Genomic DNA, 24,416 nt, shown 5'->3' on the forward strand with positions numbered 1-24,416 from the left:
CGCTCAGGCACACAAGGCGACGAAATGGAGACAGCCATGACCTCACCCAACCGCCGCCAGCTGCTCACCGGTGGAGCCGGCCTCGCCGGAGTCGCTGCCCTCGGCCTCGGAGCGACGCCCGCGTCCGCCAGCCCGACGGCATACGCGACGTCCACGAACGACCCCAACCGCAAGGTGACGCCCGGCGCGGACGTGGCCGCTGCCAGTGGCTGGTCGGTCCTCGCCGGTCGCAAGGTCGGCATCATCACCAACCCGACCGGCATCCTGCTCAACCTGCGCACCATCGTCGACGAGATGCACGACGCGGGGACGGTCGACATCCGCGGGGTGTTCGGGCCCGAGCACGGCTTCCGTGGCACGGCGCAGGCCGGCGAGGCCGAGGACACCTACGTCGACGAGCGCACCGGCCTCACCGTCTACGACGCCTACGGCGCGAACACGGCGAAGTTCGCGTCGATGATCAGGGAGTCCGGCACGGACACGGTCGTCTTCGACATCCAGGACGTGGGTGCGCGCTTCTACACCTACATCTGGACGATGTACACGGCGATGAAGGCGGCCGTGGAGACCGGCGCCTCCTTCGTCGTCCTCGACCGCCCGAACCCCATCGGCGGCACCGCCTACGGGCCGATGATGACCGACGCCTTCACCTCCGGTGTGGGCGCCGAGAAGATCGTCCAGGCGCACGGCATGACCGTGGGTGAGCTCGCCCGCTTCCTCGACGCCGAGATCCTGCCCACCGACACCGGCGGCGCTCGCCTGAGCAGGCTCGAGGTCGTCGAGGTCAAGGGCTGGCGCCGCGACGTGACGTATGCCGGCACCGGCCTTCCGTGGGTCATGCCCAGTCCCAACATGCCGACTCCCGACACCGCGCTCGTCTACCCGGGTACGGGCATGTTCGAGGGGACGAACCTCTCCGAGGGCCGCGGGACCACCCGACCGTTCGAGCTCATCGGAGCGCCCTACGTCGACTACCGCTGGGCCGAGAAGCTCGCGGGTCGCGACGTCGCGGGCGTGGCCTTCCGCGAGGCGTACTTCACCCCGACGTTCAACAAGCACGTCGGCAAGGTCTGCGGTGGAGTCCAGGTGCACATCACCGACCCGTCGGCGATCGACCCGGTGCGGGTCGGCGTCGAGATGCTCGTGGCAGCCAAGTCGATCTTCAGCGCGTTCCAGTGGCGCTACGACACCTACGACCCGGCGCGACCGTACTGGATCGACAAGCTCACCGGCTCGACCCGGCTGCGCGACCAGATCACGGCCGGAGCCGACGTCGACACCGTCATCGGTGCCTGGCAGGCCGAGCTGGCGGCGTTCGACGCGGCCCGCCAGCCCTACCTCATCTACGGCGGCCCGGCCCGATGAGCCTCACGCGACGCAGCGTCATCGGTGGCGGCCTCGCCGCGGGGACGGCCCTGTTCGTCCCCGTGGCCGCGCCGCTCGTGGCTCGCGCCGACGACTTCGACCAGCCCTTCACCGGGTTCGCTCCGCCGTCGACGGTGCTCCGTGAGGGGACGCCGGCCTCGGTGGGCCTCGACCCGGCACCCATCGAGGTCGCCAAGGAGCAGGTGCGCAGCCGCCAGGTCGCACCGCCCGGTGGGCGGCCGCTCTACCCCGGGCACGTCGGGCTCATGGCACACGACGGTGTCGTCGTGGCCACGCAGGTGGACGGCTTCGCGCTGCGCTACCGCACCGCGACGGAGGAGCTCCCGCAGGACCAGTGGGTTCCCATGCGTCGCGACACGATCTTCGACCTGGCTTCGGTCTCGAAGCTCTTCACGTCGATCGCCGTCGTCCAGCTCATCGAGGAGGGGCGGGTCGAGCTGGAGGCGGCGGTCGCAACCTATCTGCCGGAGTTCGCGGCGGCGGGCAAGGGCGCGGTGACGATCCGGCACCTGCTCACGCACACGAGCGGGTTCACGTCGTGGCTGCCGCTCTACAGCCGCTACCCCGACAAGGCGTCGCGCATCGCTGCGGTGATGAACCAGCCGCTCACCAACCCGGTGGGCACGGTCTACCGCTACAGCGACCTCAACCTCATCACACTCGGCGTCCTCGTCGAGCGACTGCGGGGCCAGTCGCTCGACGAGGTCGTCGTCTCCCGGCTCACCGGGCCGCTGGGCATGTCCGACACCGGCTACAACCCGAGCCAGGTCGAGCGCACCGCCGCCACCGAGTACCAGGCCGTGCCGGCCCGGGGCATGGTCCGGGGCGAGGTGCACGACGAGAACGCGTGGTCCCTCGGCGGCGTCGCCGGGCACGCCGGGGTCTTCTCCACTGCGGACGACCTCGCGATCCTGGCCCAGGCCCTGCTCAACGGTGGGACCTACCAGGGCGCGCGCGTCCTCGACCGCAAGAGTGTCGCGCTGCTCATCACCAACTTCAACGAGGCGTTCCCGGGAGACGACCACGGGCTCGGCTTCGAGCTCAACCAGACCTGGTACATGGACGCCCTGAGCGGGCCGCGGACGGCGGGGCACACCGGCTACACCGGGACCTCGCTCGTCATCGACTTCGCCTCGCGCTCGTTCGCGATCCTTCTGACCAACCGCGTCCACCCGTCGAGGTCGTGGGGCAGCATCAACGTCGCCCGGCAGGCGTGGGCCGGCGGTCTCGGGCGCGCACTGCCGATCACCCCGCGGGGCAGCCACGTGTCGTGGGAGACCCAGCCCCAGCACGCGGCCAACGCCGTGCTGTCCGTCCCCCTCAGCCTTCCCGAGGGCGGGGCCAGGCTCGGCTTCGACCTCGTCGCCGAGACCGAGGAGACCGACGTGCTGCGCGTCGAGTCCTCCGCGGACGGCGTGACGTGGACCCTCGTCCCGCTGGAGATCCGGCACCCCGGCGACACGCGGGCCGGCGAGGAGGACGGATCCGTCAGTGGGACGCCGGGCGAGCGTCGCTGGACGCAGGTTCGCGCCGAGCTCGACGGCGCCGCCACGGCGCTGCGGTGGCGCTACACGACCGACGGCAACACCCTTGGTCGTGGCGTCGCGGTGAGCCGGATCCGCGTCGTCGGGCCCGGCGGAGTCGTCGTCGACAGTGACGACTCGGCGACCACATTTGCCGCTTCTGGGTGGACTCTGTCCCGGAGGTCGTAGTTTTGGCACATGTCGACCTCCACTCAGACCTTCGACGTGGCTGACGCCCCGCTCCTCGTCCGGTTGCGCGGGATCCTTCCGTCGCTCACACCAGCCGAGGAGCGGGTGGCCGCGCAGGTGCTCGCGGACGCCCGTCGTGCCTCCGACCTCACGATCACCGAGCTCGCGCAGGAGGCCAAGACCTCGGAGACGACGGTGCTGCGCTTCTGCAAGCGGCTCGGCCTCAAGGGCTACCCGCAGCTGCGCCTCGCCCTGGCGGCCGAGTCGGCGATGCCGCGTGAGCAGCGCATGGCCGGCAGCGACATCAGCGCCTCCGACACCATCGACGACATCATCGCCAAGGTCGCGAGCGTCGACTCGAGCGCCGTGGAGGAGACCGCCCAGCAGCTAGACCGTGACGCGCTCACCGCCGCGGTCGACGCCGTGGCCCGGGCCACGCGGGTGGACATCTACGGCATCGGTGCCTCGGCCACCGTGGGAGCGGACCTCCAGCAGAAGCTGCACCGCATCGGCGTCGTGTCGTTCGCCTGGAGCGACCCCCACATCGCCCTCACGAGCGCGACGCTGCTCACCAAGCAGGACGTCGCCATCGGCATCTCGCACTCGGGGTCGACGAGCGAGACCATCGAGTCGCTCGCGGTCGCTCGCCGTCACGGCGCGAGGACCATCGCGATCACGAACTTCCCCCTGTCGCCGCTCGCGAAGTCCGCGGACATCGTGCTCACCACGGCGGCCCGCGAGAACTCCCTGCGCTCGGGCGCCACGGCGAGCCGGATCGCGGCCCTCACCGTCGTCGACTGCCTCTACATCGCTGTGGCGCAGCGTGACCTGCGCCGTGCCCGCAAGGCCGTGGCCGACAGCCGCAAGGCCGTCGCCAGCCACCACCTCGTCTGACGCGGACCCGTCGAGACCGCGTCACTGATTTACATTCTTGACGCTGAGAGCGTAAGAAACTAACCTGCGGGAATGGCCAGCGACGTCCGGGTGAGTGCACCCACCGAAGAGCGCCATCCGGGCACGACCGAGATCGACACCGCGTCGACCCTCGAGGTCCTCACCCTGATGAACGACGCTGACCGCACCGTGGCCGACGCCGTGGCGGAGACCCTCCCGGAGCTCGCGCGTCTGGTCGACCACGCCGTCGACGCGATCCGGGCAGGCGGCCACGTCCACTACTTCGGGGCGGGCACGTCCGGGCGCCTCGCGGTCCTCGATGCCGCCGAGCTGCTCCCGACCTTCAACGCACCCGAGGGGCTCTTCGTCGCCCACCACGCCGGGGGTCCTGCCGCACTGCTGCGTGCGGTGGAGAACGTCGAGGACGACGTCGAGCTCGGCAGTGCGGACGCCGGCACCCTCACCGCAGCGGACGTCGTCATCGGGCTCACCGCCTCCGGGCGCACGCCCTACGTCAAGGGCGCCCTCATGTGCGCCCGGGAGATCGGTGCGCGCACCGCCCTGGTGACCGCCAACCCGGGATCGGAGCTCACGGCATACGCCGACCACGTCCTCGTCGCCGACACCGGCCCCGAGGTCCTCACCGGGTCGACGCGCCTCAAGGCCGGCACGGCCCAGAAGCTCATCCTCAACGCCTTCTCGACCGCCGTGATGATCCGGCTCGGCCGGACCTGGTCCAACCTCATGGTGGACGTCGTCGCGACCAACGCCAAGCTGCGCGGGCGCGTCGTCCGCATCCTCCAGGAGGCCAGCGGGGCGAGCGACGAGGACGCCCGGCTCGCCCTCGAGGCCGCCGACGGCCAGCTCAAGCCGGCGCTGCTCTCGCTCCTCGCCGAGGTCCCGGTCGACGTCGCGCTCACTGCGCTGGCGGCCCACGGCGGCTCCGTCGCAGCGGCGCTCACGTCCATCAGCACCTCAGATCCCTCAAGCACCAGCCCAAGCACCAGTCCCACCCCAAGCACCAGCCCCACCCCAAGCACCAGCCCCACCTCAAGCACCAGCCCCACCTCAAGCCAGTCAGTGTCGACAGGAGAGTTGTCATGACCCAGCGGACCCACCGCTCCACCCTCACCCTCATCGCCTTCACGGGTGTGCTCGCCGTGGCGGCGTGCGCACCGTCCAGCGACAACGACACGTCGGGCTCCACCGAGGGTGGTGACGGCAAGAAGACCACTCTCACGGTCTGGTCCTGGCGCGTCGAGGACGAGGCGGCATACAACAAGATCTTCGACGCCTACGAGGCCAAGAACGAGGGCGTGACCGTCGAGTTCAAGCCGTTCAAGGCGACCGAGTACAACAAGGTCCTCGCGACCGGCCTCGCCGGCTCCGACGGGCCCGACGTGCCGCAGGTCCGCTCCTACGGTCAGGTCGAGCCGACCATCGCGAGTGGCTCGCTCGTGCCGCTCGACGGCAAGGTCGACCTCTCCGGCTGGGACGAGAACGTCGTCAACTCGGCGAAGTCCAAGGCCGACGGCAAGCTCTACTCCGTGCCGCTCGCCCGTCAGACGGTCCAGATGTTCTACAACAAGGGCCTGTTCGAGAAGAACGGCATCACCGAGGCGCCCAAGACCTGGACCGACTTCACCGCTGCGGGCGACAAGCTGCTCGCCGCTGGCGTCACGCCCATCGCGGTCGGCGCCAAGGACGACTGGACGCTGCCGATCGTGCACGAGGTGCTCGCGGCGCCGCGCTTCGGCGGCGCGGCCTTCCAGAAGGATGTCCTGAGCGGCCAGAAGTCCTTCACCGACCCGAACTTCGTCGCCTCGATCGACGTCTTCAAGCAGCTCACCAAGTACTTCCCCAAGAACGTCACGGGTGTCGCCGTCACGGACGCGCAGACGCTCTTCTCGGCCGAGAAGGCCGCGATGTTCCCCGGTGGTTCGTTCGACATGGCCGTCCTCAAGAAGGCCAACCCCAACATCGACCTCGGTGTGTTCGAGGTCCCGGCGCCGACCGGCTCGCCCGAGGAGAAGACCACGACGCCCGGCTGGGCCGACGGCAACTTCGCGGTCAACGCCAAGTCGCCCAACCAGGAGGCGGCACTCGAGCTCGTCAAGTGGATGTCGACCAAGGAGTTCGGCCAGATGGTCGCCGACGAGGTCAAGCAGATCTCGGCGGTCCCGGGCGTCACCTACAACGACCCGCTGCTCAAGCAGATGGCCGACAACTACGAGAAGTCGCCGTCGCCGTACCTGCTGCTCACCGACTTCCGCTACGGCACCCCGTCGGGCACGGACCTCATGGGCAAGGGTGCGCAGCAGCTGCTCCTCGGCTCCAAGACGGCGGCGCAGGTCGCGGCCGACATCGACACCGGGGTGAAGACCTGGTTCAAGCCGACGCCGTGACGGGGCTGGATTCCGGCCTCGGGGCCGTGGTTGGCTCGCTGTCGTGAAGACGCGCACCGGACTGGCCTTCCTCGCGCCGGCACTCGTCCTCTTCGGCGTGTTCGTCCTCTACCCGATGCTGACGGCGTTCTCCTACGCCTTCTTCGAGTGGCAGGGGACGAGCCGCCAAGGGTTCGCCGGGTTGTCGAACTTCTCGGCGCTCGTCAACCGGGCACCGTTCAAGACCGACCTGCCGAAGGCGTTGCTGCACAACATCCTCTTCTTCGTCGGCACGATGCTCGTCCAGAACACGATCGGCCTCACCGTGGCGACCCTGCTCCACCGCCGGGCCCGCACCCGCAGGATGCTGCAGACGCTCTACGCGATGCCCTTCCTCGTGAGCCCGATCGTCATCGGCTACCTCTGGACGCTGCTGCTGTCGCCGACGTTCGGCCCGGTCAATCAGCTCCTCACCAAGATCGGCCTCGAGCAGTTCGCCCTCCCGTGGCTGGGTGACCCCAAGACCGCGCTCTGGGTGGTCATCCTCGTCTCCGTGTGGCAGTGGGTCGGCTTCCCGGTGCTCCTCTACGGCGCGGCCCTCGGCGGCGTGCCCGAGGAGCTCACCGAGGCGGCGCGCGTCGACGGCGCGTCGCACGGGCAGGTCTTCCGCCGGATCACCTTCCCGCTGCTCATCCCGGCGATCGGGACGGTCTCGGTGCTGACGTTCATCTTCGCGATGGAGGCGTTCGCCCTGCCGTTCGCCTTCGGTGGCTCGACGGGCAACCCGGCGGGGTCGACGGACTTCGTCTCGCTGCTCTTCTACCGGTCGGCCTTCGACTCCGGCGCGGTCGACGCGATCGGCACCTCGTCTGCCCTCGCGACCGTGCTCTTCCTCATCATCTTCGGTGGGGCGATGGCCGCGACCAAGGTGCTCCGCCGGCACGAGCGGGCGATGGCGTCATGACGACGACCCTGACCTCCGCCGACGCCGCGCCCGCGGCGGCTTCGACGAGCGACCCGGCAGCGCGCCGGACGCGTCGTCGCCGCGGCCCCCGCGCCAACGACCCGGTCGGTGGCGCGGGTGCGAGCATCCTGCTCTGGGGCTACGCCGTCCTCGCCCTGGCACCGCTCGTCATCATGGTGCTCAACAGCTTCCGCACCAACGCCGACTTCATCACCAACCCGCTAGGCCTGCCTACGTCCCCGACCGTCGCGGCATACAAGGAGGCCTGGACGGTCGGCAGCTTCGGGACGTACTTCGCCAACTCGCTGGCCGTGACGGCGGGCGCGGTCGCGATCTCCACCGCGGTCTCGACGATGGCGGCATACGGGCTGGCGCGTGGCCGCGCGCGGATCTTCCGCTGGCTCGAGTCGCTCTTCCTCTCCGGCCTCATGCTGCCGATCCACCTCGCGATCCTGCCGGTGTTCTTCCTCTTCGACGGCTTCGGCCTCATCGACAGCCGGCTCGGCCTGGCGCTCATGTATGCCGCGGCCGGTGTGCCGTTCTCGATCTTCGTCCTCACGACGTTCTTCCGGCAGCTGCCCGAGGAGCTCGAGGAGGCGGCGGTGCTCGACGGCGCCAGCGCGTGGCAGACCTTCTGGCGGATCATGGTGCCGATGGTGCGGCCGGCACTGGCGACGGTGGCGGTGTTCCGGTTCGTCCCGATCTGGAACGACTTCCTCTACCCGCTCGTGCTGCTGCGCTCGGAGTCCAAGTACACCCTGCCCGTCGGCCTCACGAACTTCTTCGGCGAGAACGCGACGAACTACTCGGCGCTGTTCGCCGGGCTCGTCATCACGACCATCCCGCTCATCCTGCTCTTCCTCGTCGCGACCAAGCAGATCGTCGCGGGGTTGACCGCCGGCATGTCGAAGTGATCGGCTCACGCCCGTGAGCGTGGACCGGTCGGGTGCCGTCGTGGGCGTGGACGTGGGTGGGTCGGGCCTTCGCCTGCAGTGGTCGTATGCCGGGGAGCTCGGTCCCGTGCTCACCGCACCCGGCGCACGGATCGGGTCCGGTGGCGTCGACGTCGCGGCCCTGGCCGCGGATGCCGCCCGTCTGCTCCGCGAGGGCGGGGTCGACGAGGTCGCGGCGGTCTGCTGGTCGCAGCGTGGGCTGCTCTTCCTGTCGGACCCGGTCGAGGTCGTTCGGACGGTGTCGAGCGCGCTCGGGGCGGCCCGGACTGCCGTCGTCAGCGATGCCGTGGCCTCGCTCGTCGGGGCGCTCGGTGGCGTGCGCCCGGGTGCCGTGGTCGCCGCTGGGTCCGGGGCGGTGGCGTTCGGCTCGGACTTCGGGTCGAAGGACACGTCGGTGTGGCGGCTCGTCGACGGCTGGGGGCACGTCCTCGGGGACCGGGGCTCCGCGGCGTGGGTCGGGCTCGAGGGACTGCGCGCCGGGCTGCGGTTCCACGACGGGCTGCCGGGCGGGTCCGAGCGGCTGCTCGTCGAGGGTGAGTCCCTCTTCGGTGTGACGTCGCACTGGCCGCGTCGCGTCATGACCGGCAGCGACGCCCCTGCGCTCCTGGCGTCGTTCGCGCCCAGGGTCGCGGACGCGGCGACCGCCGGCGACCCCGTCGCGTCGCGGATCTGCTCGACGGCGGGGGAGTCGCTCGCGGAGTCCCTGCTCTCGGCGGCCCGCGGCATCGAGTCTCCGGTTCTCGTGGTGACCGGTGGGCTGTTGGGGGCCGAGCCGGTGCGTGCGGCGCTGGAGGCGGCTGTCGCTGCGGCCGGTGCTGCGCTCACCCCCGCCGTGGGAGGAGCCCTCGACGGAGCCCTGCACCTGGCCACCGTGCTCGGCGAGACGGGCACGATCCCCAGGCATCCGGCATACGTGCATCTCGGCTGAGCATTCCGTGGGCTCGGACCCGCGCCACGTGCCCGTACGCCGCTGTGCAGTGCTGCGCCCCGGTGCAGCAGTGCACAGCGTCCAGTGTGCAGTGCTGCGGCCCAGTGCAGCAGTGCACAGCCTGGAGTGTGCACTGCTGCGGCCCAATGCAGCAGTGCACAGCGCTGACCGGGGACCGTGCCCGCGACGGCGAGTTGGAGTCGGCCGACGGCAGCGGGTTAGACTCGGACCCGGCACCCCGCGTGGTGGTACCTCACTGAACTCCCCCAGGGCAGGAATGCAGCAAGGGCAGGTGAGCTCTTCCAGGTACGCGGGGTGTCTTCGTCGTTCTGAGGGTCAGGCGCCGCAGGCGCAGCCACCCTCGCAGCCGCCACAGCCCCCGCCACGTGCCTCGGGGGCGTTGCCGCGGTCCTCCCACACGAGCTCGAGCGCCCGGACGAGCCCGTCCACGGGCTGGGCACCGGTGACCGCGAACTTCTGGTCGAGGACGTAGGTCGGCACGGCGGTGATGCCGATCTGGTTGGCGGTGGCCTCGTCGGCGCGCACGTCGTAGCCGTAGGCGTCCGAGCCGAGCGTCTCGCGCACGTCCTTCTCGCCGAGACCACCCTCGACGGCGAGCCGCACCAGGGTGTCGGTGTCGCCCAGCGCGGCCCCCTCGGAGTACCAGCCACGCATGACCCGGTCGGTGACCGGCGTCTCGAGGCCCCGGGCCCGGGCGAGGTGCAGCACGCGGTGGGCGTCGAACGAGTTGCCGCCGACGACCTTGTCCCACTGGAAGTCGAGCCCGACCTCGGCCGCGTCGGCGGCCATCGCCTCGTGCTGGGCCACCATCTCCTCGCGGGACCGGCCGTACTTGGCGGCGATGCGGTCGACGTTGGAGCCCTCGGCGACAGCGGGCGCGGACCGGTCGAGCTGGTAGCTGTGCCAGACCACCTCGACGTCGCGCGGCTCACCCGGCTCGGCGGCGGCCACGAACTGCTCCACGGCGAGCTCGAGGCGGCGTCGCCCCACGTGGCAGAACGGGCAGACCAGGTCGAACCAGACATCGATGCGCATGCCCTCGACGATACGTGGGCGACCCGACGACCCGGGCCGTCGGGCCGCCCACGACGGATGTGCCGATCAGGCCGACTGGGGCGTCTGCGACCCGCCACTGTCGGTCTGCGACCCGCGGTCACTGGACGACGACCCGCCGTCGGTCGACGACGACCGGCTGTCGCTGGCCGACGACTCGATCGTGCGCGAGGACCCCGAGCCGGCGTGCGAGACGCTGATCCGGCGGGGCTTGGCCTCCTCGGCGACCGGGATGGTCAGGGTGAGGACGCCGTCGCGGTAGTCGGCCTCGATCCGGTCGAGCGCGAGGCCCCGGCCGAGCGAGAGCTGGCGGGCGAACGTGCCGCTCGGCCGCTCGCGCGAGAGCCACTGCGCGTCCTCGGCCTCGGGGGCGCTGCGCTGGGCCCGGACCGTGAGGGTGCGGTCCTCGACGTCGATGTCGATGCTCTCCGCGTCGACACCGGGCAGGTCGATGTGGGCGACGAAGGTCTCGCCCGACCGGTAGAGGTCCATCGGCATGACGGCGCCGGTCGAGCCGGACGGAGCGCGCAGGCCCTCGGCGAGGAGTCGGTCGAACGTGCGGTCGAGGGCGCGGAAGGGGTCGTGCGAGGTGGTGGTGCTCATGGTGCTCTCCTTGCGGTGAACGGGAGGCCGATGCGGTCGACCTCGGCTGGCCTTTCTTGAGTGGGAGCCGCTCAACTTCGTGCTCAGTTCCTGTTCTAACCCCGACCCGTGGTCCCCGTCAAGCCGTCCTCGCCGACCCGGTGTCACGGGCACGTCCGGAGCCGGTCCGGCTGCTCGGCGCCGTAGCGGTGACCGGCTCCGGCGGGTACCGCCAGGGACGCCACGACGTCCGCGCCGGCGTGCACGAACGAGATGACGGGCAGCCACGGCCGGTGCCCACCGGTGGGCACGAGCGCCATCGAGGGGCTGGCGTGGACGATCGGGTCGTCGTCGTTGGCGGCCACGGTCTCGCGCGGGAGCCCGGTCCGGCCACCTCCCGGCGTGCCGAGCCAGAACGTCGAGCACACCGCCCGACGCAGGTGCGCCGCGTCGGGTGCGAGCAGCGCCGCCTGACCGGCCGTCGCGCCGAGGCTCTCGCCGACGACGTGCACCTGCGGCCGCTGGGCCTCGGGCAGCCGGGACACCACCCGGGTCACCTCGTCGAGCAGCGCCCTCGCACCCTTCACCGCACCCTCGCGGTCGAGGAGGAAGGCGACCCAGCTCGGCCTGGTGTCGTACTGCATCGACACCGTCGCCACGTCGGCACCGAACCGGCGCTCGGTGCCGGCGACGAACTCGGGGTTCACCCACCCGGAACCGGTCGGGATCGCCACGAGCAGGTGCTCACGGGTGAGGCCGCCAGCCCTCACGAGTCGGTCGACGGCGACAAGTGCGCGTGTGGCGTCGTCCTGCGAGTCCCCGATGCCGGCATACGCGCGGACGGCACCGACCGGAGAGGCCAGGAGGAGCACCTGGTCGCTCGCGGGAGCTGCTGCTTGAGCGCTCGCCGGGGCGAACGTGAGCATCGCGAGACCGGTCCCGAACGCCACCGACCGACGCGAGACAAGGGCCCGACGCCGCCAGACTCCTCGCGCCCCGTGACCGGCGACCAGGAGTGCTGCAGCCGTGGAGGCCGCGACACCGATGTCGGCGAGCACCAGTGGATCCATGCCGATGCGGGCCCGCATCCCGTTCTGCGTCGTGAGGGCAAGGAGCGCGACGTATGCCGTGAGCCCACCTCCCAGCCCCGCGGCCAGCTGCCGGGAGCGACCCGTGAGGCGGGGCTCAGGCCCGGCGAGACGACGGGTGACCATCAGGACGACGGTGAACCACAGGACGGCGAGCACCCCGAGCGCCACCGGCTGGAGGGGCAGGTACGACGGGAACGTGGCCAGCCCCAGCGCGACCGGGACGGCGAGCGCCGTCGATGCGCGCGGCATCCGGGTCCGGGGAAGCCGAAGGCACCACCACAGGTGCGGCAGTCGGTTCATCGCGCACCTCCACGACGGGCGCGACGGGCTCCCAGCCCGAGTCCGACTGCTCCCAGGGCCGCGACGCCGGCCGCGGCGCCGGGAGCCAGAGTCAGCGCCGACTCCCGCTCGGGGACGGCGTCGCCCTGCCGGACGCTGTTGATCCGGACGAAGCCGTGGGCGACGTCGGCCCAGGCCAGGCAGATCGCGCGACCGACGGGCCTCTCGCGCTCGGCGCACGACGCCTCCAGCGCCACGCCGAGCTGCGCGTCGATGGCCCGGCGCGCGTCGGGAGGCAGGGTGCGACCGGACCGGCCGGCATACCGGAGGAGGTCATAGCCGAGGTCGTGCTGACGGCACGCTGCCGTGAACTCGACCGGCAGCGGTACGGGGGAGGAGCAGCCGCCCGAAGGGTCGCCGAGCAGGCCGTCAGTGACCGATGGGGTGTAGCCGAAGCGACGTGAGAAGTCTTGTGGCAGAGCCGTGCTCGCGACGAGCGGGGGGCGCGAGACGAGCGCCGTCACCGCGTGTCCGGCGTGCGGGTCGGGGGTCGGCAGTAACGATGCGGAGGGTGCGAGCGTGAGCCCGACGGCAGTGGCGAGACCGCTGACGACGACGATGCGCAGGAGCTGGTGTCCGGGAAACATGCGGCAAGGCTCGGAGCCTCGGGCACTCGCGGTCGTCGCCCTCCGGAGCGGTCGCCCGGTGCGACGTGGGGGTGGGAGACCGTGCTGGGTGATACCCCGGAGTGACCCCGGGATCACCTCCTCGTATGACGACGCGGGGCCGGCCGCTCCCTAGGGTTGTGGACATGGTCCGAGGACGAGTGCGCAGTGGCGACGGACGCTCGAAGCGCGCCCTCGGCGGGCGCGTCGGGCGGGCGCTGCGCTCCCTCGGCCGACCGCTCTTGGCCGCGGCACGGGCCGTGAGCTCTCGCAGCGACCTCGCCCTGGGGCTGCTGGCCGTCCTCGTCCTCGTCCTCGCCTGGTCGACGACGCGGCCGTGGCACGACGTCCCCGCCTCGCTGCTCCCGGTCCTCGCGCTCTGCCAGGCGGCCCCCGTCCTCCTGCTCCGGCGGGCTCCCTTCGTGGGGTGGGGCGCCGCGGCAGTGGCGTGCGTGGTGTGGTGGGGCGTGGCGCCCGCCGGCCCGGAGGCGCCGATGCCGTGGCCGGTCGTGCAGTTCCTCGTGCTGCTCGCCACGATCGTCGCGGTCGGGCTCTGGGGACGGTGGCGCGAGGTGCCGGTCGTCGTCGTCGCCACGGGCGTCCTGCTGCTCGCGGCGATGCCTGACGGGCTCAAGCCCTGGGCCCTCGGTCAGGCGCTCGTCATGGGGGTCGCCCTGCTCGTCCGCTGGCTCGTCATCTCGCGACGCCAGATCGCCGTGCAGCAGGACGAGGTCGAAACCGAGCGGGCACGGCGGGCCGTCGTCGAGGAGCGCAGCCGGATCGCGCGCGAGCTCCACGACGTCGTCGCGCACCACATGTCGATGATCGTCGTCCAGGCCCAGAGCGCACCGCTGCGCCACGGCGTCGACGACCCTGCCGTCGTCGGGGAGTTCGCCGCGATCGAGGGGTCGGCGCGCCAGGCCCTCACCGAGGTGCGCTCCGTCCTCGGCGTGCTGCGTGACGAGAACGGGCCGGTCGAGACCGCGCCCCAGCCCGACCTCTCGCAGCTCCCCGCTCTCGTCCGCTCCTCCAAGGCAGCCGGTATGCCGCTCACGTCCAGCCTGCGTCTCGACGCGGCCGACGTGCCACCCGGGACGGCGCTCGTGATCTACCGCGTCGCGCAGGAGTCCCTCGCCAACGCCGCCCGCCACGCGCCGGGTGCCGCGGTCGAGCTCACCCTCGAGGAGGACTCGGGGTGGGCCCGGCTCATGGTCCGCAGCTCGGGGCCACCCGACGCTGACGTCCGCACCTCTGGGGGCCCTGACCCCCGAGTTGCCGGACGCAACGGTGACGACCGCGAGTCCGAAGGGGACGACGTGACCGGTGGCAACGGCATACGGGGCATGTCGGAGCGAGTGCGGGCGGTCGGCGGGACGTTCGAGGCGGAGTCGGTCGGGGAGGGGTTCGTCGTCATCGCGACGGTCCCGCTCGTGGGCCGGCCGCACGTGGCAGGGCTAGGTTGAGCGACGTGATCACTGTGGTCATCGTCGACGACCAGGCGATGGTGCGACAGGGGCTCGGCGCCCTGCTCGGCGCCCAGCCCGACCTGCAGGTCGTCGGCGAGGCCGCCGACGGCGCCGAAGCGGTGCGCGAGGTCGCGCGGCTGCGTCCCGACGTCGTCCTCATGGACGTCCGTATGCCGGAGGTCAACGGCCTCGACGCGGCCGCCACGATCCTCGCCTCACCGAGTCCGCACCGCCCGCACGTGCTCATGCTCACGACGTTCGACGTCGACGACTACGTCTACGAGGCGCTGCGGATCGGGGCGAGCGGGTTCATGCTCAAGGACGCGCCAGCGGAGGAGCTCGCGCGGGCCGTTCGCGTTGTGGCACAGGGGGACTCGCTGCTCGCGCCGAGCGTCACCAAGCGGCTCATCGCCGAGGTGACGAAGTCGCGGTCGGCGGTCCCGCGCGAGTCACCGCGGCTGCGGGAGCTCACCCCGCGCGAGCTCGAGGTGCTGGAGCTGGTGGCCCGCGGACTGTCCAACACCGAGATCGCGACGCGGCTCTTCGTCGCCGAGCAGACCGTCAAGACCCATGTCTCGCGGGTCTTCACGAAGCTGGGACTGCGGGACCGGGCGCAGGCAGTCGTCTTCGCCTACGAGCACGGCGTCGTCAGCGCCGGATGAAGCAGAGGTGACCTGATGCAGTGCTGCCCCGAACCCGCCGGATACGACGAGGTGTTCACGCGCCGGTTCTCACGACTGGTGTCGCGTCGCTACGAGAGTCGTGGGCTGTCCCGGCTCGCCCGCAGGATGGTCGACTTCCTCGAGTCCCGTGGCGTCGAGGGATCGACCGTCCTGGACATCGGGGGTGGGGTGGGCGACATCCCCGTCGAGCTGCTCCGCCACGGTGCCGGGTCGGCGACGACCCTCGAGCTCTCGTCCAGCTACGACGACGACGCTCGGGAGCTCATCGAGCGCTATGGGCTGTCGGACAGGGTCACGCGCCGGGCCCTCGACATCGCGCGCTCGTCCGAAGAGGTCGAGCCGGCCGACGTCGTCGTGCTCCACCGAGTGGTGTGCTGCTACCCGGACCATGTCGCCCTGCTGTCCGCGGCGGGTGAGCATGCCCGGTCACTGCTCGTCTTCAGCCACCCGACGAGCAACGTCGCCACCCACCTGCTGCTGAGGATGGAGAACGCCTGGCACCGGGTGCGCGGACGTGAGTTCCGGGCCTGGGCGCACGACCCGGCCGAGATGGTGCGGGTGGTCGAGGGCACCGGGCTGCGTCAGGTCATGAGCCACCGGGGACCGATGTGGAGTGCGGTCGGCTTCGAGCGCGTCCCGATCGCCGGTTGATCCGGCGGGGAAGCCAGGGAGCTCGGCCTACGGTGGGCCCATGGGCCTCCTGAAGCGTCATGTCCCGACCACGCTCTCGCAGAACCTCACCCGGCTCGCGCTCGGCGCCTTCATGGCCGGTGCCGGGGTGCTGCACCTCACCACCGGTCGTGAGGAGTTCCGGGCGCAGGTCCCTCACTGGGTCCCGGTCGACGAGGACCTCGTCGTCCTGGCCTCCGGTGCCGCGGAGGTCGGTCTGGGCGCCGCCCTGCTCGCCCTGCCGGGGCGCCGACGGCTGACTGGCCTGGCGCTGGCGGCGTTCTTCGTCGCGATCTTCCCGGGCAACGTCGGTCAGTACGTCGAGGGTGTGGATGCCTTCGGCCTCGACAGCGACACCAAGCGCCTCGCCCGTCTCTTCTTCCAGCCCGTGCTCGTCGGCGGAGCCCTGTATGCCGCGGGGCTGCCCGAGGGTGGGCTGCGACGGGCCCTCACACGTCGCGGTGCGACAGCGACTCGGACTGGACGCGGTTGAGCCCTGCATAGAGCATCAGGGCCGCGGCGACCCAGGAGCCGATGACGAGCAGTCCTGAGGTGGGCCACTGTGTCGCCCCCCAGACCATCCCGCCGACGAGCAGGGTGTCGAGGATGAGCGGCATCGCGAACCAGAGCAGGACGCCCTGCGCGCTGGGCACGGCGTTGAAGCGACTCGTCGGCGGGCGCCCGCGGTAGGCCGAGAGGAGGTTCCCGCCGGCGAGCACCAGCGTGGTCATGACCAGCCAGGGGAGCACCGTGCCGACCGAGGCGCCGGCGACGACGCCGGCGATGGTGCCGGCCACCGTCGTCAGGGTGAGGTGCAGTCCGCCGGGGACGAGCAGGTGCGTCGCGGCGGCACGCACCGGTGGCGACCCGAACAGTGCGGGCGTGCCCATCGTGTCGGCCTCGAGGCGCAGTCCCTCGGACAGCCCGGCGAATCCGACATGGCTCACGAGCGCCGCGACGAAGGCCACGAGCGGCGGGACCGAGCCGCTGGACAGGGTGGACCCCAGGGCCCAGGCCGCGGCGGCACTCAGGGCGAGGCCCACGACGGCCGCGCCCGGGGCGCGTCTCAGGCCGAGGACGTCCCTCGCGACGAGGGTCAACACAGGTCCGCGGTGGCGCAACCGGCTGGCTCGCGCCCGGGTGACGGGCCGGGCCGCCTCGAGCCGGACCGCGCGCAGGTCTCCGGCCTGGACGCCGCCGACCATCCGTCCCGAGCGAGCCGACTGCGTGCGGAGGTCGTGCAGGCCGAGCCTCCGAACCTCCTGCCTCCACACCCGACTTCTTGCGAATGCCGAACGGGATACCGGCCCGTCGGAGGCTGAAGATGTCCGGTTCTCGCGAGAAGTCGCGGGCAGGGGTGGCGACTGCCGGGACTGGCCGAGCAGCCACGCGGCACCAACGACCAGTCCCACGACGAGGCCGGCGAGCAGCGCCGGCGCAGCCACCCAGGTCGGTGCGACGCCCGCACCCCAGAGCGAGGCGCCGGCGAGCAGCCCGGCCATGCCACCGCCGACGAGCACGGCGAAGACCGAGTAGCCGAACCACGGACGCAGCGCCGCCCACCGGTCGACCGACGAGGCGACGACGTGGTCGACCCACGGCACCGGCGCGACGATCGGGCCACGCACCCGACCGGCCTCGCGGGCCATCGCCGCCACGGCTGCGACGGCGACGAGACCGACGAGGGCCAGCCACGGAGAGCGCAGCGCCTCGGCCATCCCGCCCCGGTCACCGGCGATGACGAGTGCTCGCAGGAGCGGGAAGCCGTAGAGGCCGACGACGATGAACGCGACGTAGGCGGCATACGCCACCTCCTTGCGTGCCGGGTTGCCGCCCGGACCATGGAGCACGTGGACGGTGTCGGCGAGGCGCTCGCGGTCGCTCGTGTGTGGGGTGCTGTCGGCACTCACGCGGCTCAGCCCTCGGCGGCGACGAGGTCGACGACCCGGTCCGCCACGCGGTCGGTGATCGCCGGGTCGTGACAGGCGAGGACGACCGTGGTGCCGCTGTCGCGGCGCGCCGCCACGAGACCGGCGACGAGGGCTCGCTTCTCGGTGTCGAGGCGCTGCTCGGGCTCGTCGAGGACGAGCACCTGGGCGGGCCGGAAGAGCGTGAGCGCGAGCCGGAACAGCTGGGTCTGGCCCGACGACAGCTCGTGCGGGAAGCGCCCACCGAGCTCGCCGATGCCCACCTCACCGAGCGATGCGGCGACCCTGTCGTCGCAGGTGTCGGCGTCGCCGGCCCACGTGGCGTCGAGCAGCACGAGATGGTCGCGCAGGGTGAGGTCGCGGTAGGTCGCGGGCGCACCCACGAGGGCGGCCACGGCCGCCCGAACCGCGGGGTCGCGTTCGTCGGCGACGTGCTCGCCGACGTGGGCCGTGCCCGTGGTCGCCGGCAGGGCGCCGATGAGGATGCGCAGCAACGTCGTCTTGCCCGAGCCGTTGGGGCCGCGGAGGACGAGACACGACCCGGTGGGAGCGCTCACCGACACGGGCGCGAGCAGCGACGCCGGCCCGATCACCTTCGACACGCCTTCGGCCCGGACATCCATGACAGGCACGCTAGCGACCCTGTCCACAGCCGCTCCCACGCGGCATACCGGCTGTCGCTCGCGCCGACTAGGTTGGTCGCCGTGAGCACCGCCCTCTACCGCCGCTACCGCCCCGAGACGTTCGCCGACGTCATCGGGCAGGAGCACGTCACCGAGCCGCTCATGCAGGCGCTGCGGACCGGGCGCGTCAACCACGCCTACCTGTTCAGCGGACCGCGCGGCTGTGGCAAGACCACGAGTGCCCGCATCCTCGCCCGCTGCCTCAATTGCGAGCAGGGCCCGACCGCGACCCCGTGCGGCGAGTGCGACTCGTGCGTCGCCCTGGCCCGTGGAGGCCCCGGCACCGTCGACGTCATCGAGATCGACGCCGCCAGCCACGGTGGTGTCGACGACGCCCGTGACCTGCGCGAACGCGCGTCCTACGGCCCGGCGCAGAGCCGCTACAAGATCTACATCATCGACGAGGCGCACATGGTGACGCCGCAGGGCTTCAACGCTCTGCTCAAGATCGTCGAGGAGCCGCCGGAGCACGTGAAGTTCGTCTTCGCGACCACCGAGCCCGAGAAGGTCATCGGGACGATCCGCTCGCGCACCCACCACTACCCGTTCCGCCTCGTGCCGCCGGGCCAGCTCACCGACTACATGGAGCGGCTCTGCGTCGCCGAGGAGGTGTCGGTCGCCCCGGGCGTGCTGTCGTTCGTCGTCCGTGCCGGTGGCGGGTCCGTGCGTGACTCGCTGTCGGTCCTCGACCAGCTCATCGCGGGCTCCGGCGACGAGGGGCTGACCTACGAGTCGGCGGCGTCGCTGCTCGGCTTCACCGACGGTGAGCTGCTCGATGCGTCGATCGACGCCTTCGGGGCAGGCGACGGCGCCGGCGCGTTCAACGCGATCGAGCGAGTCATCGAGACCGGCCTCGACCCCCGCCGCTTCATCGAGGACCTGCTCGAGCGGCTGCGCGACCTCATCGTCGTCGCGGCCGTCCCCGAGGGCGCGTCGGCCGTCCTGCGGGCGTTGCCCCCGGACCAGCTCGAGCGGATGCGCCAGCAGGCGGCCGCCTTCGGGACCGGCGCCCTGTCGCGGGCCGCCGACATCGTCAACGCCGGGCTCTCCGAGATGACCGGGGCCACGGCGCCGCGGCTCCAGCTCGAGCTCATCGCTGCGCGCATCCTGCTCCCGGCTGCCGCCGGAGAGACGGGGTATGCCGCACGCCTCGACCGTCTCGAACGCCGCCTCGACGTCGGCGGAGTTCCGAGCGGCACCGCGCCCGCTGCGACTCGCCAGCTGCCCTCGGCCCCGCCGCCCGCACCGTCGGCTCAGCAGGCGCCGGTGCACCACGCCTCCGTCCAGTCGTCCCCGGCGCAGCAGCCCTCCGGCCAGCAGGCCCCCCTCCAGTCGTCCCCGGCGCACCAGCGCCCCGCCCAGCAGGCACCGGGTCAGCAGCCCGCAGGGCAGGAGTCGCACCCCGCGCCGCAGCCCACCCCGGCGGTGGCGCCTCGTGTGCAGGCGCCGTTCGACCGAGACGAGCGACCCTCCGTCCCGAACCTCCCGCCCGCGGCACCGTCGACCCCTCCGGGACACTCTGAGGACGAGCCTCCCGAGCTCGACGAGCCGGAGTTCATCGAGCCGGAGCCGCCTCGCGGGCCCGAGTTCCTGCAGGCGCCACCGGCATCGACGTCGCCACCCGCACAGCTCCAGCAGCGTGACGGCCGGGCGGCTGAGCCTCAACATCGCGAGCCCCAACAGCCTGAAACTCACCAGACTGAGCCCCAGCAGCCCGAGCCTCAATGGCCGGAGTCCCAGCAGGTCGAGCCCCAGCAGGCTCCGACGCCGCCTGCGCCCGTGGCCCACAGTGCGCCCGGGCTCGACACCGCGGCGATCCGCCGGTCGTGGCCGGACATCCTCGCCAAGGTCTTCGAGCTGCGCCGCACGACGTGGACCTTCGTGTCCGAGCACGCCCAGGTCCTCGACTACGACGGCGAGCGACTCCTGCTCGGCATCGCGACGACCGGGCTCGCCAACACCTTCCGTCGCGGGCCGCACGCGACCTATGTCCAGCAGGCGCTCATCGACGTGCTCGGCATCGACGCGCGGGTCGAAGGTGTCCCTGCGGACGGCTCCTCGATCGGCGGAACCACGAGCGTCCCGACCATCGACCCCAGCCGCCCCGCCCCCCAGCCCCGGACCCAGCCCGAGGCGACCCGTCCCGAGCCGCAGCAGTCGGCGCAGGCCCGCGCCGAGGCGCACGGTGCCGCCGCCCAGGCCTCCTCGGACCGCGGGGGCGAGCATGCGGCATACGTGCCGAGCCAGCCGCCCACGACGCAACCGGAGTGGGGGAGCGGCGGCAACCAGAGCGGTGCTGCCCCCGACTGGGCGACCCAGGCGGCCGTCGCGGGTGGCGTCGACCCGGTCAGTCCGTTCGCGCGCGCCAAGGAGACCGTGGCCGCCGAGCCCGACCCGGATGAGACGCCTGTCGCCGATGACTCCGCGATCAGCGACGATGACGAGGACATCGAAGGCCTCGGTGAGGTCGGTGTCCCCGTCGTGGAGCGAGTCCTGGGCGGGAAGGTCATCCACGAAGAGGACGCATGAGCACCTACTACTGGGTCGGGCGCACCGCTCTGATGTCGCTGGCCCACGCGATCTGGCGCCCCACGATCCTCGGCAAGGAGAACGTCCCCAAGGAGGGCGGCGTCCTGCTGGCGAGCAACCACCTCTCGTTCATCGACTCGTTCGCGATCCCGGTCGCGGCGCCGCGCAAGGTGTCCTTCCTCGCCAAGGCCGAGTACTTCACCGGCACGGGCGCGCGCGGGCGGTTCGTGCGCGGTTTCATGGAGGCCGGCGATGCCATCGCGGTCGACCGTGACAGTTCGCGCGGTGCGCAGGACTCGCTCGACCTCGCGCTCGAGGTGCTGCGCGCCGGCAAGGCGTTCGGGATCTATCCCGAGGGCACGCGCTCGCGCGACGGTCGGCTCTACCGCGGCCGCACCGGCGTCGCCTTCCTGTCGCTCACGGCGAACGTGCCGGTCGTGCCCGTCGGCCTCATCGGCACCGACAGGGTCCAGCCGGTCGGCGCCCGCGGTCTCAAGATGGCCGACGTCACCGTGGCCTTCGGGTCGCCGATCCAGCCTTCCGCGTATGCCGGCTTGCCCGCCGGGCGCGCGCGTCGCCAGCTCACCGACGACGTCATGGACGCGATCGCCGCGCTCACCGGTCAGGAGCGGGCGGACACCTACAACGAGCGCCCGGCCACCGACGACCCCGACGACTGAGGGCGCGGCATCCCGGGACCGGGACCGGGACCGGGGACCGGGGACCGGGGACCGAGGGCATGCGCGGCGGGGTGGCGCTGACGGCCGGGTGGCCTAGGCTCAGGGTGTGTACGAAGGCGCAGTGCAGGACCTCATCGACGAACTCGGCCGGCTTCCGGGCGTGGGTCCCAAGAGCGCCCAGCGCATCGCCTTCCACCTGCTCCAGTCCGACGCCATCGACGTGCAGCGACTCACCGACGCGCTCACCCAGGTCAAGGCCAAGGTCCGCTTCTGCGTCATCTGCCACAACATCGCCGAGTCCGAGCAGTGCCGGATCTGCGCCGACCCGCGTCGCGACCTCACGAGCATCTGCGTCGTCGAGGAGCCCAAGGACGTCGTCGCCATCGAGCGCACCCGCGAGTTCCGCGGCCGCTACCACGTGCTCGGCGGCGCCATCAGCCCGATCGACGGCATCGGCCCCGACGACCTCACCTTCCGTGAGCTCATGACCCGGCTCGCCAGCGGTGAGGTCACCGAGATCATCATCGCCACCGACCCCAACCTCGAGGGCGAGGCGACCGCGAGCTATCTCGCCCGCTTCCTCAAGGGCATGGGCATCAAGGTCACCCGGCTCGCCTCGGGCCTCCCCGTGGGCGGCGACCTCGAGTACGCCGACGAGGTGACCCTCGGTCGAGCGTTCGAAGGCCGGAGGCTCCTCGATGCCTGACGAGCTGCCCGAGCCCACCGGGTCCGACCAGTCCGACCACCTGTCGGACCTGCGCGCCCTCGCCGCGGACTCGGCCGAGGAGGCCCGGACCTACCTCGCGACCGTCACCGACATCGCCTCGGGCGCCAACCCCGCGGCCGCACTCCCTCTCGGGCTGCTGGCCCTGTCGCAGGTGCTCGTCATGGGTGCCCGGCTCGGCGCGATCGAGGACATCGTCCCCGAGGACCGCTTCGAGGTGGACCCCGGTCCGGACGTCGAGCTGGACCCGTTGCGCGAGAACCTCTCCAACCTGCTCCACGGCATCGACGACTACGCCGACGTCGTCGACCCGGTGACCGAGCCCGCCCTCACGACCGGCTCGCTGTCCAACGACCTCACCGTCGTCGCGTCCGCCCTCGCCCACGGCCTGCGCCACCACGACGAGGGGCGGGTCCTCGAGGCGCTCTGGTGGTGGCAGTTCAGCTACCTCTCCGACTGGGGTGAGCGTGCGGCCAGTGCGCTGAGGGTGCTCCAGGCACTCCTCGCCCACATCCGGCTCGATGCCGACGCGGACGCCGTCGCCGAGGCCGAGTTCGACGCGCTCCACCCCTGAACCGCTGGCGCCCGCGCGGGGCCCAGCGGCCCCACCGACATGCACAACGGCCGTGACCGGGTCTCCGGCGTGCTCACGCGGCAGCGACTGCCCCGACAGCAGCGTCTTCTGCATGTCCGTCGGCCCGTCGCCCCTCGCCCCGCGCACATGCCGAGCGCCCGACCGGCGCCGCACACCGGAGGTGACGGACCGGCATACGGGCGTGGGCTCGGCCATCGAGCCGCCTCGTTAGACTCGCTGGCGACCACCTCCGAGACCCAGCCGCACCGGGAGAACGCTCGTGCCGATCGTCGTCCAGAAGTACGGCGGCTCCTCGCTCGCCGATGCCGAGAGCATCAAGCGCGTCGCTCGCCGCATCGCCGAGACGCGCAAGGCCGGCAACGACGTCGTCGTCGCCGTGTCCGCGATGGGCGACTCGACGGACGAGCTGCTCGACCTCGCGCAGGCCGTGAGCCCGCTGCCGCCGCCGCGCGAGCTCGACATGCTCGTGACGGCCGGTGAACGGATCAGCATGGCGCTCGTCGCGATGGCGATCCACGACCTCGGGCTCAGCGCCCGCTCGTTCACCGGCAGCCAGGCCGGCGTCATCACCGACGAGGCGCACGGCAAGGCCAAGATCATCGACGTCACGCCCGGTCGGATCACCGAGGCCGTCGACAAGGGCCACATCGTCATCGTCGCCGGCTTCCAGGGCGTGAGCCAGACGACCAAGGAGATCACCACCCTCGGTCGCGGCGGCACCGACACGACCGCCGTCGCGCTCGCCGCCGCGCTGCGCGCCGACGTGTGCGAGATCTACACCGACGTCGACGGTGTCTTCACCGCCGACCCGCGCATCGTGCCCAAGGCCCGCAAGCTCGACCGCATCTCGGCCGAGGAGATGCTCGAGCTCGCCGCGAGCGGCTCCAAGGTGCTGCACCTGCGCAGCGTCGAGTACGCCCGCCGCTACGACATCCCGATCCACGTCCGCTCCTCCTTCACGCCGAAGGAGGGCACGATCGTCACCGACCAGCCCGGCCCCGTGGGCCCCGAAGGAGAACCTGTGGAAGCCCCGATCATTGCCGGTGTCGCGCACGACCGCAGCGAGGCCAAGATCACCGTCGTCGGTGTCCCCGACACGACCGGCAAGGCGGCCGAGATCTTCACCGCCGTCGCCGGCGCCGAGATCAATCTCGACATGATCGTCCAGAACGTGTCGACGGTCGAGACCGGCCTCACCGACATCTCGTTCACGCTGCCCAAGACCGACGGGCAGACGGCGATGGAGGCGCTCACGGCGATCCAGGGCGCGGTCGGGTTCAGCGGCCTCCAGTACGACGACCAGATCGGCAAGCTCTCGCTCGTCGGCGCCGGGATGCGCTCCAACCCCGGTGTCTCCGCGACCTTCTTCCGCGCCCTCGCGGACGCCGGAGTCAACATCGAGATGATCTCGACCTCCGAGATCCGCATCTCCGTGGTCACTCGCAGCGAGCTGCTCGACGAGGCCGTCCGGGCGGTGCACACCGCGTTCGGGCTCGACACCGAGGAGGGCGAGGCGGTCGTCTACGCCGGTACCGGTCGCTGAGCCG

General features: G+C 71.8%; 23 protein-coding genes and 1 other RNA gene. 18 read left to right on the top strand and 6 right to left on the bottom strand.

Features of this window, described 5'->3' with window-relative positions:
* The first annotated feature begins 36 nt into the window (after positions 1 to 36).
* The 9 genes from LL946_RS09770 (at position 37) to ffs (ending at position 9,547) form a co-directional block, all read left to right on the top strand.
* Positions 37 to 1,365 (top strand): exo-beta-N-acetylmuramidase NamZ domain-containing protein, encoded by a 1,329-nt coding sequence (locus LL946_RS09770; RefSeq protein WP_404380118.1) that lies wholly within the window; start codon positions 37 to 39, stop codon positions 1,363 to 1,365.
* Positions 1,362 to 3,098, top strand: coding sequence for a serine hydrolase (locus LL946_RS09775; RefSeq protein ID WP_404380120.1), 1,737 nt, complete (start codon positions 1,362 to 1,364; stop codon positions 3,096 to 3,098). The genes LL946_RS09770 and LL946_RS09775 overlap by 4 nt, the downstream gene beginning before the upstream one ends.
* 9 nt (positions 3,099 to 3,107) lie before the next feature.
* Entirely contained in the window at positions 3,108 to 3,992 is an 885-nt protein-coding gene (locus LL946_RS09780) for a MurR/RpiR family transcriptional regulator (protein ID WP_404380122.1), read from the top strand.
* Between the two features lie 72 nt (positions 3,993 to 4,064).
* Positions 4,065 to 5,096 carry an N-acetylmuramic acid 6-phosphate etherase gene (locus LL946_RS09785; protein ID WP_404380124.1) on the top strand — a complete coding sequence of 344 codons (1,032 nt, stop codon included), beginning with the start codon at positions 4,065 to 4,067 and terminating at the stop codon, positions 5,094 to 5,096.
* Positions 5,093 to 6,397 (top strand): ABC transporter substrate-binding protein, encoded by a 1,305-nt coding sequence (locus LL946_RS09790; protein ID WP_404380126.1) that lies wholly within the window; start codon positions 5,093 to 5,095, stop codon positions 6,395 to 6,397. The genes LL946_RS09785 and LL946_RS09790 overlap by 4 nt, the downstream gene beginning before the upstream one ends.
* A 43-nt stretch (positions 6,398 to 6,440) precedes the next feature.
* The gene (locus tag LL946_RS09795) at positions 6,441 to 7,340 is read left to right on the top strand and encodes a carbohydrate ABC transporter permease (RefSeq protein WP_404380128.1); all 900 of its coding nucleotides are present in this window, start codon (positions 6,441 to 6,443) and stop codon (positions 7,338 to 7,340) included.
* Positions 7,337 to 8,254, top strand: a complete 918-nt coding sequence (locus LL946_RS09800) for a carbohydrate ABC transporter permease (RefSeq protein WP_404380130.1) — start codon at positions 7,337 to 7,339, stop codon at positions 8,252 to 8,254. Before LL946_RS09795 ends, LL946_RS09800 begins: the two co-directional genes overlap by 4 nt.
* Positions 8,255 to 8,267: 13 nt before the next feature.
* Positions 8,268 to 9,221, top strand: a complete 954-nt coding sequence (locus LL946_RS09805) for a BadF/BadG/BcrA/BcrD ATPase family protein (protein ID WP_404380132.1) — start codon at positions 8,268 to 8,270, stop codon at positions 9,219 to 9,221.
* Between the two features lie 229 nt (positions 9,222 to 9,450).
* An RNA gene (gene ffs, locus LL946_RS09810) (signal recognition particle sRNA small type) lies at positions 9,451 to 9,547 on the top strand.
* Between the two features lie 10 nt (positions 9,548 to 9,557).
* Here ffs and LL946_RS09815 read toward each other — a convergent pair.
* The 4 genes from LL946_RS09815 to LL946_RS09830 all read right to left on the bottom strand — a co-directional run bounded on the left by LL946_RS09815 (position 9,558) and on the right by LL946_RS09830 (position 12,894).
* Positions 9,558 to 10,277, bottom strand: a complete 720-nt coding sequence (locus LL946_RS09815; protein WP_404380134.1) for a DsbA family oxidoreductase — start codon at positions 10,275 to 10,277, stop codon at positions 9,558 to 9,560.
* A gap of 66 nt (positions 10,278 to 10,343) precedes the next feature.
* A complete protein-coding gene (locus LL946_RS09820; protein ID WP_404380136.1) occupies positions 10,344 to 10,898 on the bottom strand; it encodes an Hsp20/alpha crystallin family protein in 555 nt (184 codons plus the stop codon).
* A gap of 143 nt (positions 10,899 to 11,041) precedes the next feature.
* Positions 11,042 to 12,268, bottom strand: coding sequence for an alpha/beta-hydrolase family protein (locus LL946_RS09825; RefSeq protein ID WP_404380138.1), 1,227 nt, complete (start codon positions 12,266 to 12,268; stop codon positions 11,042 to 11,044).
* Positions 12,265 to 12,894: a hypothetical protein gene (locus LL946_RS09830; RefSeq protein WP_404380140.1), complete on the bottom strand. Its 630-nt coding sequence runs from the start codon at positions 12,892 to 12,894 to the stop codon at positions 12,265 to 12,267. The genes LL946_RS09825 and LL946_RS09830 overlap by 4 nt, the downstream gene beginning before the upstream one ends.
* Before the next feature lie 164 nt (positions 12,895 to 13,058).
* Between LL946_RS09830 and LL946_RS09835 the strand changes: the two genes are divergently transcribed.
* The 4 genes from LL946_RS09835 to LL946_RS09850 are packed head-to-tail and all read left to right on the top strand — an operon-like array spanning position 13,059 to position 16,223.
* Positions 13,059 to 14,375: a sensor histidine kinase gene (locus LL946_RS09835; RefSeq protein WP_404380142.1), complete on the top strand. Its 1,317-nt coding sequence runs from the start codon at positions 13,059 to 13,061 to the stop codon at positions 14,373 to 14,375.
* A 5-nt stretch (positions 14,376 to 14,380) separates the two neighbouring features.
* Positions 14,381 to 15,040, top strand: coding sequence for a response regulator (locus LL946_RS09840; RefSeq protein ID WP_404380144.1), 660 nt, complete (start codon positions 14,381 to 14,383; stop codon positions 15,038 to 15,040).
* A gap of 15 nt (positions 15,041 to 15,055) precedes the next feature.
* Positions 15,056 to 15,712, top strand: coding sequence for a class I SAM-dependent methyltransferase (locus LL946_RS09845; RefSeq protein ID WP_404380146.1), 657 nt, complete (start codon positions 15,056 to 15,058; stop codon positions 15,710 to 15,712).
* Positions 15,713 to 15,752: 40 nt separating this feature from the next.
* Positions 15,753 to 16,223: a hypothetical protein gene (locus LL946_RS09850; RefSeq protein WP_404380148.1), complete on the top strand. Its 471-nt coding sequence runs from the start codon at positions 15,753 to 15,755 to the stop codon at positions 16,221 to 16,223.
* Here the strand turns inward: LL946_RS09850 and LL946_RS09855 are convergent.
* Together LL946_RS09855 and LL946_RS09860 are read right to left on the bottom strand one after the other, a co-directional pair.
* On the bottom strand, positions 16,180 to 17,640 hold the full coding sequence (locus LL946_RS09855; protein ID WP_404380150.1) for a hypothetical protein: 1,461 nt from the start codon (positions 17,638 to 17,640) through the stop codon (positions 16,180 to 16,182). The two genes, LL946_RS09850 and LL946_RS09855, sit on opposite strands and share 44 nt — an antisense overlap.
* A 5-nt stretch (positions 17,641 to 17,645) precedes the next feature.
* Entirely contained in the window at positions 17,646 to 18,281 is a 636-nt protein-coding gene (locus tag LL946_RS09860; protein WP_404380152.1) for an ATP-binding cassette domain-containing protein, read from the bottom strand.
* An 81-nt stretch (positions 18,282 to 18,362) separates the two neighbouring features.
* Between LL946_RS09860 and LL946_RS09865 the strand changes: the two genes are divergently transcribed.
* From LL946_RS09865 to LL946_RS09885, 5 genes are all read left to right on the top strand, one after another.
* On the top strand, positions 18,363 to 20,870 hold the full coding sequence (locus LL946_RS09865; protein WP_404380154.1) for a DNA polymerase III subunit gamma and tau: 2,508 nt from the start codon (positions 18,363 to 18,365) through the stop codon (positions 20,868 to 20,870).
* Positions 20,867 to 21,550 carry a lysophospholipid acyltransferase family protein gene (locus tag LL946_RS09870; RefSeq protein ID WP_404380156.1) on the top strand — a complete coding sequence of 228 codons (684 nt, stop codon included), beginning with the start codon at positions 20,867 to 20,869 and terminating at the stop codon, positions 21,548 to 21,550. The genes LL946_RS09865 and LL946_RS09870 overlap by 4 nt, the downstream gene beginning before the upstream one ends.
* Before the next feature lie 106 nt (positions 21,551 to 21,656).
* Complete coding sequence (gene recR / locus LL946_RS09875) at positions 21,657 to 22,256, top strand: recombination mediator RecR (RefSeq protein WP_404380158.1); 600 nt, start codon at positions 21,657 to 21,659, stop codon at positions 22,254 to 22,256.
* Positions 22,249 to 22,848: a DUF5063 domain-containing protein gene (locus tag LL946_RS09880; RefSeq protein ID WP_404380160.1), complete on the top strand. Its 600-nt coding sequence runs from the start codon at positions 22,249 to 22,251 to the stop codon at positions 22,846 to 22,848. The genes recR and LL946_RS09880 overlap by 8 nt, the downstream gene beginning before the upstream one ends.
* A 280-nt stretch (positions 22,849 to 23,128) precedes the next feature.
* The gene (locus LL946_RS09885; RefSeq protein WP_404380162.1) at positions 23,129 to 24,412 is read left to right on the top strand and encodes an aspartate kinase; all 1,284 of its coding nucleotides are present in this window, start codon (positions 23,129 to 23,131) and stop codon (positions 24,410 to 24,412) included.
* Positions 24,413 to 24,416: the final 4 nt, after the last annotated feature.

The sequence above is a fragment of the Knoellia locipacati genome, assembly GCF_044791685.1.
In the GTDB taxonomy this organism is placed as follows: domain Bacteria; phylum Actinomycetota; class Actinomycetes; order Actinomycetales; family Dermatophilaceae; genus Knoellia; species Knoellia locipacati_A.

Bases quoted from the DNA above. Each gene is read 5' to 3' on its own strand.
- LL946_RS09880 (WP_404380160.1), top strand. From the start codon at position 22,249: ATGCCTGACGAGCTGCCCGAGCCCACCGGGTCCGACCAGTCCGACCAC.
- LL946_RS09845 (WP_404380146.1), top strand. From the start codon at position 15,056: ATGCAGTGCTGCCCCGAACCCGCCGGATACGACGAGGTGTTCACGCGC.
- LL946_RS09820 (WP_404380136.1), bottom strand. From the start codon at position 10,898: ATGAGCACCACCACCTCGCACGACCCCTTCCGCGCCCTCGACCGCACG.
- LL946_RS09870 (WP_404380156.1), top strand. From the start codon at position 20,867: ATGAGCACCTACTACTGGGTCGGGCGCACCGCTCTGATGTCGCTGGCC.
- LL946_RS09775 (WP_404380120.1), top strand. From the start codon at position 1,362: ATGAGCCTCACGCGACGCAGCGTCATCGGTGGCGGCCTCGCCGCGGGG.
- LL946_RS09785 (WP_404380124.1), top strand. From the start codon at position 4,065: ATGGCCAGCGACGTCCGGGTGAGTGCACCCACCGAAGAGCGCCATCCG.
- LL946_RS09835 (WP_404380142.1), top strand. From the start codon at position 13,059: ATGGTCCGAGGACGAGTGCGCAGTGGCGACGGACGCTCGAAGCGCGCC.
- LL946_RS09850 (WP_404380148.1), top strand. From the start codon at position 15,753: ATGGGCCTCCTGAAGCGTCATGTCCCGACCACGCTCTCGCAGAACCTC.
- LL946_RS09780 (WP_404380122.1), top strand. From the start codon at position 3,108: ATGTCGACCTCCACTCAGACCTTCGACGTGGCTGACGCCCCGCTCCTC.
- LL946_RS09825 (WP_404380138.1), bottom strand. From the start codon at position 12,268: ATGAACCGACTGCCGCACCTGTGGTGGTGCCTTCGGCTTCCCCGGACC.
- LL946_RS09815 (WP_404380134.1), bottom strand. From the start codon at position 10,277: ATGCGCATCGATGTCTGGTTCGACCTGGTCTGCCCGTTCTGCCACGTG.
- LL946_RS09770 (WP_404380118.1), top strand. From the start codon at position 37: ATGACCTCACCCAACCGCCGCCAGCTGCTCACCGGTGGAGCCGGCCTC.
- LL946_RS09860 (WP_404380152.1), bottom strand. From the start codon at position 18,281: ATGGATGTCCGGGCCGAAGGCGTGTCGAAGGTGATCGGGCCGGCGTCG.
- LL946_RS09830 (WP_404380140.1), bottom strand. From the start codon at position 12,894: ATGTTTCCCGGACACCAGCTCCTGCGCATCGTCGTCGTCAGCGGTCTC.
- LL946_RS09790 (WP_404380126.1), top strand. From the start codon at position 5,093: ATGACCCAGCGGACCCACCGCTCCACCCTCACCCTCATCGCCTTCACG.
- LL946_RS09800 (WP_404380130.1), top strand. From the start codon at position 7,337: ATGACGACGACCCTGACCTCCGCCGACGCCGCGCCCGCGGCGGCTTCG.